The organism is Halanaerobium saccharolyticum subsp. saccharolyticum DSM 6643 (genome assembly GCF_000350165.1).
Lineage (GTDB): Bacteria > Bacillota > Halanaerobiia > Halanaerobiales > Halanaerobiaceae > Halanaerobium > Halanaerobium saccharolyticum.
Map to the genome: position 1 here is coordinate 584,309 of NZ_CAUI01000005.1, position 12,076 is coordinate 596,384.

Here is a 12,076-nt window from a genome sequence, read left to right on the forward strand (position 1 = left end):
GCATTTGTCGGTCTTTTTTCTATCTATAGATGTGGTGAACAATAATATCGCTTTTCTTCAATATTAAAAGAGGATTTAAAGTTGATATCTAGAATATATTTTATAAAGGTAAAATACTTAATTTTCTAACAAATCTAACTTTGATTTTACTAGGAGTGGAGTAGTTGAAAAAATATAAAAATGAAATACTTTTTGTCCTGGGCATATTATTAGCAGCAGTTATTTGGAATTTGGAACTGCCTTCTTTACCTGAAGCAGGTCAGCGAACTTTAGCTTTAAGTCTAATGACCGTTCTTTTTTGGGCTTCTAAAGTGGCACACCCAGGTTATATCTCTGCTTTGTTTTTATCATCACTGCTGGTTTTTGATATTGCTGATCCAGAAGCAGTGTTTTCGCTCTGGTCATCTTCTTTAATCTATATTATTATCGGCGCCTATTTAATTGCTTCTGCTGTTAAATCCTCTGGTTTAGGGGAAAGAATTGCTTATAATTTTATTTTAAAATTTGTTAATTCCTATAAAAGCATAATTTTTTCAATTTTCTTTTTAACATTAATTTTAAGTTTAATTATTCCTCATCCCTGGCCGAGATCTTTTTTGATAATGTCAGTAATGGCTGTAGTAATAGATAGTGCATCACTTTCAAAAAATGATGGAGCCAAAATTGGCTTTGCAGTTTTTGCTTTTTCAGTACCTGTGTCAATGATTTTTATGACAGGAGATAGCACAATAAATATTTTAGCTGTAGAAATGTCTGGGGAGAGTTTAAGCTGGTTGGGCTGGCTTTATCAGATGGGAGTTCCAGCTTTACTGGCATCTATTTTGACTCTGCTCCTATTTTTAAAAATATTTAAACCAGAAAAGGAAGTTAATATTAATAAAGAAGAAATATCAAAAAAACTAAAAGAATTAGGCAGCTTTTCCAGTAAGGAAATAAGGATGATATTTTGGATAACCACTGCAATAATTTTTTGGACAACGGATTCATTCCATGGTATTGACTTGGGCTGGATAACACTTATAATTGCTGCTTTAATGGGAATGCCTTTGGTGGGAGATGTATTAGAAGCTAAAGACTGGGCAAATGTTCCCATTGGTATCTTATTTTTTCTGACAGCTGCAGTTGCCATTGGAAGAATTGGTAGTAGTACAGGTATGAATTCCTGGATTGCTTCTGTAATTTTACCGGCTGAACTTCCAGCAAATATTTTTATTTTTGCTTTAATGATAGTTTTAATATCAATAACTATGCATATGTTTTTGGGAAGTGTTATAGCTGTTATGGGAATTGCAATTCCTGCATTTATTATTTTTGCTGAAGGTTATGGAATTAATCCTTTAGTACCTGCTCTAATGGCTTATTCATCAATAGCACTTCATTATGTTTTTCCTTTTCACCACTTAAATATTTTAGTTGGAATTGGAGAAAATAATGGAATGTATGATAATAAAACTGTGATTAAATTTGGTTTGCCGCTAACAGCTGTAATAATAATCGTAGTTTTATTTCAGGCATTGTGGTGGCAGGTTACTTCACTAATTTAAGAATAGTTTAAGGAATTTATAAATTGCTATTTAAAATATGATTTTTAAACTTTTAAGATATTATTGAATAATTGGAAGGAATGAAAATTTAAATATGAGAGAGTTCTTAGAATTAAATCCACCCGAAAAATTCTGGCAGCAGCTAAAACATTTTTTAAAAAACAAAAATTTAAGAACCGAAAATATAAAGCTGGATAATGCTTTAGATAGAATTCTAGCAGAAGATATTTTTTCTCCGGTTAATCTACCGCCATTTAGCCGTTCAACTGTCGATGGCTATGCAGTTAGAGCTGCTGATACGGCTGGTGCATCAGCTTCTATGCCCACTTATTTAGATCTAATTGGAAGCGTAGAGATAGGTAAAAATACTGAACTTAAATTAAAAGCTGGTCAGGCAGCAGCTATTCCGACTGGAGGAATGATTCCAAAAGAGGCAGATGCTGTGTTAATGATTGAGGATACAGAAAAGATTGAAGAAAATATTATTGAAAGTTTTAAATCACTGGCTGCTGGAGAAAACATTGTTAAAAAAGCAGAAGATATTGCTCAAGGAGAATTACTTTTTAAAAAGGGCCATAAAATAATGGCCAGAGATATCGGTGCCTTAGCTGGTTTAGGGATTACAGAATTTAAAGTATTTAACAAAGCAAAAATTTCAGTTATTTCAACCGGTGATGAACTAATTTCAGCAGAAGCAGAAGCAAAAGCTGGTCAGATTAGAGATATTAATAGTTATTCTATAACTTCCTATTTAAATAAAATCGGAGGAGATGCAAAAAAAGTAGGGATAATTAAAGATGAATTTAATAGTTTAAAAGAGGCTTTACAAAAGGAGCTTGATCAAGATTTAGTTTTAATTTCAGGTGGAAGCTCAGTTGGAATTAAAGATATGACAATTGAGCTGCTTAATTCTTTGGGAGAACCTGGAGTATTATTACATGGGCTGACAATCAAACCAGGCAAACCAACAATTTTAGCAGTAATCGAAAGAACAATAGTTCTTGGTTTACCGGGCCATCCAGCCTCAGCCTGGACTGTAAATAATATTTTAGCTGCAGAAATAGTAAGAGTTTTAAATGGAGCAAAAGAAGCAGCTGAAATTGGCAGTGAAAATCAAAAATATTTAATTAAAGCAAAATTAACCAGAAATTTAGTTTCAGATAAGGGAAGAGAAGAATATATACCTGTTAAAATAGTCAAAAAAAATGACAAACTATTTGCAGAACCATTACTTGCTAAATCAAGTTTAATTACCAATTTGGCTTATGGTGATGCAATGCTTAAAATACCCAGAAATCAAGAGGGTAAAGACAAAGGAGAAATTGTAGAATTAACTTTAATCGAGTGAATTTAAATATATATAACAGAAAGGAAATAGACTATGGTCAAAAAATATTTAAATAAGATTTCACTAACTGATGCACTTAAAAAATTAAAAGATCGTTTCAAAGATTTTAGAACTGAAAGTGAAAAAATAAAAACTGTAGATGCCGAGGGTAGAGTTACAGTTAATGCTGTAATGGCCAAACGCTCAGCTCCAGACTTTTATGCAGCAGCTATGGATGGAATTGCAGTAGAAGCTCAAAAAACTGCAGGCGCCAGTGAGAGGGCACCAATTCAGCTTGAAATTGGTAGTGAAGCACAAGCTGTTGATACAGGTGATCCAATCCCTGAGCAGTTTAATGCAGTTATAAAGATTGAAGAGGTAAATCAGACTGATGAAAATCATTATACTATAGAAAAAGCTGTACCTCCCTGGAATCATATTCGTTCGATTGGTGAAAGTACAGTTAAAGGTAATCTGTTAGTTACAGCCTCCCATAAGCTCAGTGATTATGATCTGGCAGCTCTTTTAGAGGCAGGAGTAACAGAAATAGAAGTTTATCAAAAACCATTAATAACAATAATTCCAACTGGGGATGAGCTAGTTAATGCATCAGAAAACCCTAAAATAGGAGAATTGGTAGAATTTAATTCACAGATGGTAAAAGCGGCTTTAAAAAAATGGGGAGCAGAAATTAGGGTAACAGAGATTATAGCAGATCAAAAAGAATTAATTGAAAAAGCTGTTGTTGAATCAGTTAAAGCAAGTGATATGGTAATTGTTTTATCTGGATCTTCAGCTGGCAGGGGCGATTATACAATTGATATTTTGAAAAAACAGGGTAAAATATTATTTCATGGTGTAAATATCATGCCCGGGAAACCATTAATAGCAGCTGAAGTAAAGGGGATTCCGGTTTTTGGTTTACCTGGTTATCCATTATCAGCCTGGCTTGATAACCATTTATTTATTAGAGAATTAGTTTATTTAATGCAGGCTGAATCAGCACCTAATTTTAAGCAAATTGAAGCTGAAGTCAAAAGAAAAGTTTCTTCAGAGATTGGTTTAGAAGAATTTTTAAGAGTTAATTTGATTAATCAGGCTGAAAATAAATTTACGGCAGTACCTTTAAAAAGAGGTTCTTCAGCAATGGAGTCAATACTAAAAGCGGATGGAATAATGAGAATATCAGAAAACAAAGAGGGACTTCACCCTGGAGATAGGGCACCTGTTATTCTTTTGAAGGAAAAAAATAGAATTAAAAATGATCTGCTTTTAATTGGCAGTCATGATTTAAGTTTAGATTTAATTAGAAATGAAATTCGTAAAAGAAATTATAATTTTGATTTAAAATTGCAGACAGTTGGATCAATGGCAGGGCTTACAGCTTTAAGGCGAGGGGAATCTCATTTAGCAGGAGCACATCTGCTAGATCCAGAAAATGGCGAATATAATGTTTCCTATTTGAGAAAATTTTTTAAAGGCCAGAAATTACTAGTAGTTAATTTAGTTTATAGAGAACAGGGTCTATATCTTAAAAAAGGTAATCCAAAAAATATAGCAAATATTGATGATCTAACTCAAAATAATATCAATTATATCAACAGACAGCGGGGAGCAGGTACTAGAGTTCTATTTGATTTTTTACTTAGTCAAAATGAGATTGAAACTAATCAAATTTCAGGTTATGAAAAAGAAGAATACACTCATATTGCGGCAGCAGCAGCTGTTGGTAGAGGCTCTGCAGATGCAGCTTTAGGTATCAGAGCAGCAGCTGAAGTAATGGATGTTGATTTTCTGCCGCTAGCAGAAGAAAAATATGATTTAATAATTAAAGCAGAAAATATAGATGATCCAAGAATAAATAAATTAATTAAACTGATCAGTGAAAATAAAATTAAATCTAAAATAGAAAATTTAGGCGGCTATAATTGTCAAGAAACAGGAAATATTAAAAAACTGCAATTATAATTGGAGGCAATAAAATGCAGAAATTAATTGATCAATTTGGAAGAAAAATAGATTATTTAAGAATTTCAATAACTGATCGCTGTAACCTTCGCTGCCGCTACTGTATGCCTGCAGAAGGAGTAAAAAACAAAAAACATTCCGAAATCTTAACTTATGAAGAAATAATCAAAATTGTAAAAACAGGGATTAAAATGGGTATCAAAAAAGTTAGACTGACAGGTGGTGAACCTTTAGTCAGGGAAAATGTCGAATTTCTTGTTTCAAAACTCAGCAGTTTGGGCTTAGAAGATCTTTCAATGACCTCTAATGCAGTATTGCTTAGTTCAAAAGCAGAGTCCTTAAAAAAGGCAGGCCTGGATCGTATAAATATCAGTCTTGATACTCTAGATAGGGAAAAATTCAAAAAAATAACAAGGCGCGATTTTCTGCCAAAAGTTTTAGCAGGTATAGAAGCTGCAGCAGCAGCTGAACTAAAACCTGTTAAAATAAATATGGTCGTTATGAAGGGAATTAATGATGATGAGTTATTAGATTTTGTAGACTTAAGTATAAAAAAAGAACTTCAACTTAGATTTATCGAATATATGCCGCTTGGAGGAGAGGCAGAAGCTGCAAAATTTATCAGCAGCAGAGAGATTAAAGCCTTAATAGCAGAAAAATATAAACTTTATCCAGCCTTTACTAAAGGAAATGGTCCTGCTGAATACTTTAAAATTAAAGGAGCAGCTGGTACTATTGGTTTTATTTCAGCTTTAAGTGAACATTTTTGCAGCAGCTGTAACCGACTGCGTTTAACTGCCGATGCTAAATTTAAACCCTGTCTGGCGGGGGAACAGGAAATAAAAATTAAGGGGATGAGCAGCAGTAAAATAGAATCAGCATATTTAAAAGCAATTGAGCTAAAACCTGCCTGTCATCAGCTTGATTTTAAAAAACAAAATTATCTGAGAAACATGTCGCAGATTGGAGGCTAAAAATGGGAAAAGAATTTTCTCATGTAGATCAAAATGGTAAAGTACAGATGGTAGATGTTTCAAAAAAAGAAATAACTAAGCGGACTGCAAGAGCTGTGGGAGAAATAAAAATGCAGCCTGAAACTTTAAAATTAATAAAAGCAGGAAATATAAAAAAAGGGGCTGTGATTGAAACTGCAAGAATTGCAGGGATAACTGGTGCCAAAAAAACTTCGAATTTAATTCCAATGTGTCATCCGCTGCTTCTAAGCAGCATAAAAGTTGAATTTGACCTTGAATATCAAGATAAAATTAAAATAAAATCGGAAGTAAAAAATAGTGGTCAGACTGGTGTTGAAATGGAAGCATTGACAGCTGTGAATTTAGCTGCTCTCACAATTTATGATATGGTCAAAGCAGTTGATAAATCAATGGAGATTGGCAGTATTAAATTAATCTATAAAGCCGGTGGAAAGAGTGGGATTTATGAACGAAAAGAATAATAATTTTAAAATAAGGACAGCTGTTTTAACTATTAGTGATAAGGGAGCTCGAGGAGCAAGAAAAGATTTAAGTGGTCCTCTAATTAAAGAAATGATAGAAAATATAGGTTCTAGTGTTGTTTATGAGGATATTATTGCTGATGAAAAGTCAGAAATAAAAAAAGCTTTAATTAAAATCTCTGATCAAAATATTGCAGATTTAATTTTAACAACTGGTGGCACTGGCTTTGCAGCACGCGATATTACACCTGAGGCTACCTTAGAAATTATAGAGAAAGAGGTGCCTGGAATTCCAGAAAAAATCAGAGCTGAAACAATGGCTATTACCCCAAAAGCTGCTTTATCAAGAGCTAGGGCTGGGATTAGAAAAAAAACTCTAATCATCAACTTTCCCGGCAGCCCAAAAGCTGTTGGTGAATGTCTGGAGTCAGTAATTGATATTATTCCCCATGGAGTAAAAATTCTAAAAGGGGAAATTACTGAACATCAGCCTAATCATAATCATAGTCACAATCACAATCATAATCATAATCATAATCATAGTCACAATCATAATCATTAATAAAAAACTAATTTTCACTAAAATTAGTTCTTTATAATTTGATTTTTATCAACAGATGACTTAATATTTAATTGTAAATGATTTAAATTTTAATAGCTTACATAAAATTATGTAACGAATTTTTGTTATAAGGAGGAATAATAATGGAAATGATAGGAGTCAGTGCGTCTTCGGGCAAGGCTGGCAAGACAACTTTAATTTCCTTAATGTTAAAAGACAGCTGTTCTAAAACTGCGGTGATTAAAACATCAGTTAACAATGATCTTGATCAATATAAGGTGATTAATGATCCTAGAATTATAAATAAAGCAGGAACTGACACAGCAAGAGTGGTAGATCATGGTGCAGATAAAGTAATGCTTTTAGAAAGCCCGGCAGCCGAACTACCAACTGCTTATCAGTTAGCCCGAAATCTTTTAGATGATGACATAGAAAGATTATTTATAGAAGGTAATACAATAATAAACTTTTTAAATCCTGACCTTATTTTCTATTTAAACAATAAAGATGAAGCCGAAAAAGATTCAGCTAAGATGGTTAAAAACAGAGCTAATATCAAAATAAATACCAACACTTTACTTTCAGCTGGTAAACTTGGTGACATACCATTTACTATTCAATCAGATAAGCTGACCTGTTATCAGGCACATTTAATAGCAGAACTGCTCAAAATATCAGTTCCTCAATTTGGCAAAGTTGTAAAAGAACAAGATGTAAAGATCACAAAATGTCAGTTGGGACTATTTTAGTCGATTATATATTTAATTAAAAAAATAGAAGAAGGGAGATATTTTCAAAAATAATCTCTTTTCTTTTTTTTTGAAAAACTTGACTAAGAGTCGAAAAAGTGATATAAATTTATATAGACCAACTAAGGAAGGTGAAAATTTTGCGAAGAGCAACTATAACAGGTCTGGGAAAATATCTTCCAGACAAAGTAATGACAAATCATGATTTAGAAAAAATAGTAGATACAAGTGATGAGTGGATAAAAACGAGAACAGGAATAGAAAAGAGAAGAATTGCTTCTGAAGATCAGGCAACATCCGATTTAGCTTATGAAGCTGCAAAAGATGCTTTAGAGGATGCAGGGCTTGAGGCTGAAGATTTAGATTTAATTATTGTAGCAACAATTACACCAGATATGATGTTTCCAGCAACATCCTGTATTGTTCAGGAAAAACTGGGAGCTAAAAATGCAGCAGCATTTGATTTAGGAGCGGGCTGTTCAGGTTTTGTTTATGGTTTAAGCACCGCTGTTAACTTTATTGAATCAGGTATGTATGACAATGTACTTGTAATCGGTGCAGAAGTTTTATCTAAAATTTTAGATTGGGAAGACAGAGGTACCTGTGTCTTATTTGGAGATGGTGCAGGCGCAGCTGTGATTTCTGCTGCTGATAAAGGAGGATTTCTGGCTACTGATTTAGGAGCAGATGGTTCAGGTGCTGATACTTTATATCAACCTGCTGGTGGATCAAGAACTCCCGCTTCACATGAGAGTATTGATAATAAGGGTCATTTTCTGAAAATGGAAGGTACCCCTGTGTTTAAATTTGCAGTTAAAACAATGGGTAAAGCTTCACTAAAGGTTCTAAAAAAGGCTGGGGTTAAAAAAGAAGATGTAAATTTATTAGTACCTCACCAAGCAAATACTAGAATCATTGGAGCGGCAGCTAAAAGATTAAAATTAGATGATGACCAGGTATATGTTAACTTACCTGAATATGGTAATACATCAGCGGCTTCAGTTCCAATTGCTTTAGCTGAAGCTAAAGAAAAAGGATTAGTTAATAATGGAGATAAGATTGTTTTAGTAGCTTTTGGTGCAGGGTTAACCTGGGCTTCAGCTGTTATAGAATGGAATGACTTAAAATAATATTTAACTGGAGGCTTTCAAATGAGTGATAACTTAGTTTTTATGTTTTCAGGACAGGGTTCACAGTATGTTGGAATGGGAAAAGAATTATATGAAAATTATGAGGCAGCAAAAGAAGTTTTAGATAAAGCAGATCAAATAATGGATTTTGATTTAAAAGATATGATTTTCAATGGTCCAGAAGAAGATTTGAATAATACTAAAAATACTCAACCTGCTATTTATACAGTAAGTGCAATGGTTAAAGCAGTACTGGCGGAAAATGGGATTACACCTGCAGCAGCAGCCGGTCATAGTTTAGGCGAATATTCTGCTCTTTATGCGGCAGGAGTTCTTTCTTTTGCAGATGGTTTAAAATTAGTTCGTCGTAGAGGTGAGCTAATGGATCAGGCTGATCCAGAAGGAAAAGGAACTATGGCAGCTGTTATAGGTATGGCTGATCAAGATGTTGAAGCTGTTTTAGAAAAAATTGACGGTATTGTCACAGTTGCAAACTACAACTCTCCCGGTCAGGTAGTTATTTCTGGAGAAGTTGAAGCAGTGAGTGCAGCTGAGGAACTGCTGGCAGAAGCTGGTGCCAAAAAAGTAATATCTCTTTCTGTAAGTGGAGCTTTTCATTCACCACTAATGGAGCCAGCAAAAGAAGATCTTAAAAATACTATTGAAGCAATCGATTTTAAAGATGCTCAAATTCCTTTAATTGCTAATGTTACAGCAGATTATGTAAAGGAAAGTAGTGAAATCAAATCTGCTTTAATCAAACAGCTGAACAATAGTGTCCGCTGGGCAGAAAGTATTGAGCGTTTTAAAGAAGATGGTTACGAAGATTATGTTGAAGTTGGCCCGGGACGTGTTCTTAAAGGGTTAATGCGAAGAATTGACCGTTCACTTAATGCTTATAATGTTGAAGACGAAAAAAGTTTAAACAAAACATTGAAAAAATTGAAATAGACCGCAATAGCTTTGAAATTTAAAAAACAAAAGATAGATTTAAATGTATGATTATTTCGATTTAGGAGGAGATTAATTTAATGAATAAAAGAGTTGTAATTACAGGTGCAGGTGTTGTACATTCATTAGGATTAGAATTAGATGAATTCTGGGAAAATATCAAGGCGGGTAAATCAGGAATTTCTAAAATTGAAAATTTTGATGCTTCAGATTATCCAAGTCAAATTGGAGCAGAATTAAAAGATTTTGATCCTGGAGAATACATAGACCGCAAGGAGGCAAAACGTTTAGCTAATTACAGTAAGTATGCTATAGTATCAGCTATGAAAGCTCTGGAAAATGCAGAGCTAGAAATCACTGATGATATTGCTGAAAGAGCTGGGGTTATGGTTGGATCAGGTATTGGTGGCATAGAAGTTTTTGAAGAGCAGGTGACAAAACTTAACAAAAGAGGACCTAGAAGAGTAAGTCCTTTCTTTATTCCAATGATGATTTCAAACATGGCAGCAGGTAATGTAGCAATCTACAGTGGAGCCAAGGGTCCAAATCTAAACCCAGTTACAGCCTGTGCTTCTGCTACAACAGCAATTGGTGAGGCATTTGAAACTATTAAAAGAGGTGCTGCAGATATTATGATTGCCGGTGGTACAGAAGCTTCAATCACACCATCAGCTGTAGCAGGATTTGGTAATATGAAAGCTTTATCAGGGCGAAATGATGATCCTGAAAAAGCAAGCCGTCCTTTTGATAAAGATAGAGATGGATTTGTAATTGGAGAAGGTGCTGGAATAGTAATTTTAGAAACATTAGAAAGTGCCAAAAAAAGAGGTGCTAATATTATAGCCGAGCTTGTTGGTTATGGTGCATCAGGTGATGCTTACCATATTACTTCTCCTGCTCCAGAAGGCGAAGGAGCAGTTAGAGCAATGAAAGCTGCTGTAGAAAGAGCCGGAATGAAACCAGAAGATATTAACTATATTAATGCACATGGTACATCTACACCTTTAAATGACCAGTACGAATCAACAGCAATAAAAAAATTATTTGGAGATCATGCCTATAACTTAAAGGTCTCATCTTCAAAATCAATGACAGGACATTTATTAGGAGCTGCTGGTGGAGTTGAAGCAATTATCACTGCAATGGCAGTTAAAGAAGATGTTGTACCACCTACAATGAATTTCGAAGAGGGTGGAGAAGGCTGCGACTTAGATTATCAGCCAAATAAAGCAGGAGAAGCAAAGTTAAATGCTGCTTTAAGTAACTCTTTTGGTTTTGGTGGTCAGAACGCGTGTATTATAATAAAAAAATATCAAGACTAAATAATCAATAACTAATAACTAAAATTAAATAAAATAACAGTTGATTTAAAATTATTAAATCTGCTGTTATAAACTTATCTAAAGATCTGCTCAAGCAAAATTGGGCAGGTCTTTTTATTTGATTCCATTTTTAAACCCTTTACAAAACAAAAACATATTGAAATTATCACTAAAAGAATATATAATCAACCTTAGGTCAGCAATTTATTTTGAGGAAAGAAGGTAATTTTAAATTATGAAAGTATATTCTCTTGTTGGACCCAGTGGAACCGGAAAAAGTCACCGCGCAGTTTTGCTGGCAAATGAACATCAGATCCCATTAATTGTTGATGATGGTCTTTTGATTTATGCAGGTAAAATTATGGCAGGGAGTTCTGCTAAAAGAGAAGAAAGCAAAATGGGAGCAATTAGAAGAGCCCTCTTTTATGATGAAAAACAAACAGAAGAGGTAAAAAATTGCATTAAAAAAATTGATGAAGATAAAATATTAATTTTAGGAACTTCACTTGGAATGGTAGAAAGAATAAATGATAGATTAGAATTGGGAGGAATTGATCAATACATAGATATTGAAGATATTTCCTCAGAAGAAGAAATAGAAAAGGCACTTTCAGTCAGGAATAATGAAGGAAAACATGTAATTCCAGTTCCGACTATTGAAGTTGAGCAGGATTTTTCCGGTTATTTACTTCATTCTTTAGAATTGTTTTTTAAAAAAGATAATAAAACAGTAAGACATGAAAAAAGTATTGTCAGACCTAGATTTAGTTTTTATGGGAATTTAAGTATCAGCAACAGAGTACTGGTAAGTTTAATTGAGTATTTAATAAAAGATTTTAAAGATATAAGCTCTTTTAAAAAAATAAAAGTAGATGAAATAAATAATCAATTAAATGTTGAGTTATCATTAGAAATTACTTATGGTTTAGTTATTAAAGATTTTATCAATAAATTTAGAGCTGCTTTAAAAGAGCATTTAGAAAATAATACAGGAATAAATGTCAAAGAAATTAATGTTGAAGTTTATTCTTTAAAAGTTGAAAAATAAAAATTTAGGAGGTAAAACA

General features: G+C 33.4%; 11 protein-coding genes. All 11 read left to right on the plus strand.

Annotation, left to right across the window (positions count from 1 at the left end; genetic code table 11):
* Nucleotides 1–164: 164 nt before the first annotated feature.
* A complete protein-coding gene (locus HSACCH_RS03165) occupies nt 165–1,544 on the plus strand; it encodes an SLC13 family permease (protein WP_005487784.1) in 1,380 nt (459 codons plus the stop codon).
* 94 nt (nt 1,545–1,638) lie between these two features.
* The gene (locus HSACCH_RS03170) at nt 1,639–2,892 is read left to right on the plus strand and encodes a molybdopterin molybdotransferase MoeA (RefSeq protein WP_005487786.1); all 1,254 of its coding nucleotides are present in this window, start codon (nt 1,639–1,641) and stop codon (nt 2,890–2,892) included.
* Nucleotides 2,893–2,925: 33 nt separating this feature from the next.
* Entirely contained in the window at nt 2,926–4,839 is a 1,914-nt protein-coding gene (locus tag HSACCH_RS03175) for a molybdopterin biosynthesis protein (RefSeq protein ID WP_005487787.1), read from the plus strand.
* A gap of 14 nt (nt 4,840–4,853) precedes the next feature.
* Nucleotides 4,854–5,813 (plus strand): GTP 3',8-cyclase MoaA, encoded by a 960-nt coding sequence (gene moaA / locus HSACCH_RS03180; protein ID WP_005487788.1) that lies wholly within the window; start codon nt 4,854–4,856, stop codon nt 5,811–5,813.
* A 2-nt stretch (nt 5,814–5,815) separates the two neighbouring features.
* Entirely contained in the window at nt 5,816–6,295 is a 480-nt protein-coding gene (gene moaC / locus HSACCH_RS03185; protein WP_005487789.1) for a cyclic pyranopterin monophosphate synthase MoaC, read from the plus strand.
* Nucleotides 6,279–6,857: a MogA/MoaB family molybdenum cofactor biosynthesis protein gene (locus tag HSACCH_RS03190; RefSeq protein ID WP_005487790.1), complete on the plus strand. Its 579-nt coding sequence runs from the start codon at nt 6,279–6,281 to the stop codon at nt 6,855–6,857. Before moaC ends, HSACCH_RS03190 begins: the two co-directional genes overlap by 17 nt.
* Before the next feature lie 143 nt (nt 6,858–7,000).
* Nucleotides 7,001–7,606, plus strand: a complete 606-nt coding sequence (locus HSACCH_RS03195; RefSeq protein ID WP_005487795.1) for a P-loop NTPase family protein — start codon at nt 7,001–7,003, stop codon at nt 7,604–7,606.
* 140 nt (nt 7,607–7,746) lie between these two features.
* The gene (locus HSACCH_RS03200; protein ID WP_005487796.1) at nt 7,747–8,736 is read left to right on the plus strand and encodes a beta-ketoacyl-ACP synthase III; all 990 of its coding nucleotides are present in this window, start codon (nt 7,747–7,749) and stop codon (nt 8,734–8,736) included.
* A gap of 21 nt (nt 8,737–8,757) precedes the next feature.
* Nucleotides 8,758–9,687, plus strand: a complete 930-nt coding sequence (fabD, locus tag HSACCH_RS03205; protein ID WP_005487797.1) for an ACP S-malonyltransferase — start codon at nt 8,758–8,760, stop codon at nt 9,685–9,687.
* An 80-nt stretch (nt 9,688–9,767) separates the two neighbouring features.
* Nucleotides 9,768–11,009, plus strand: coding sequence for a beta-ketoacyl-ACP synthase II (gene fabF, locus HSACCH_RS03210; protein ID WP_005487798.1), 1,242 nt, complete (start codon nt 9,768–9,770; stop codon nt 11,007–11,009).
* A gap of 235 nt (nt 11,010–11,244) precedes the next feature.
* Nucleotides 11,245–12,057: an Asp23/Gls24 family envelope stress response protein gene (locus tag HSACCH_RS03215; protein WP_005487799.1), complete on the plus strand. Its 813-nt coding sequence runs from the start codon at nt 11,245–11,247 to the stop codon at nt 12,055–12,057.
* Nucleotides 12,058–12,076 lie beyond the last annotated feature (19 nt).

Coding starts and splice junctions, on each gene's coding strand:
- HSACCH_RS03195 (WP_005487795.1), top strand. CDS start 7,001: ATGGAAATGATAGGAGTCAGTGCGTCTTCGGGCAAGGCTGGCAAGACA.
- HSACCH_RS03170 (WP_005487786.1), top strand. CDS start 1,639: ATGAGAGAGTTCTTAGAATTAAATCCACCCGAAAAATTCTGGCAGCAG.
- fabD (WP_005487797.1), top strand. CDS start 8,758: ATGAGTGATAACTTAGTTTTTATGTTTTCAGGACAGGGTTCACAGTAT.
- HSACCH_RS03215 (WP_005487799.1), top strand. CDS start 11,245: ATGAAAGTATATTCTCTTGTTGGACCCAGTGGAACCGGAAAAAGTCAC.
- HSACCH_RS03175 (WP_005487787.1), top strand. CDS start 2,926: ATGGTCAAAAAATATTTAAATAAGATTTCACTAACTGATGCACTTAAA.
- HSACCH_RS03190 (WP_005487790.1), top strand. CDS start 6,279: ATGAACGAAAAGAATAATAATTTTAAAATAAGGACAGCTGTTTTAACT.
- fabF (WP_005487798.1), top strand. CDS start 9,768: ATGAATAAAAGAGTTGTAATTACAGGTGCAGGTGTTGTACATTCATTA.
- moaC (WP_005487789.1), top strand. CDS start 5,816: ATGGGAAAAGAATTTTCTCATGTAGATCAAAATGGTAAAGTACAGATG.
- moaA (WP_005487788.1), top strand. CDS start 4,854: ATGCAGAAATTAATTGATCAATTTGGAAGAAAAATAGATTATTTAAGA.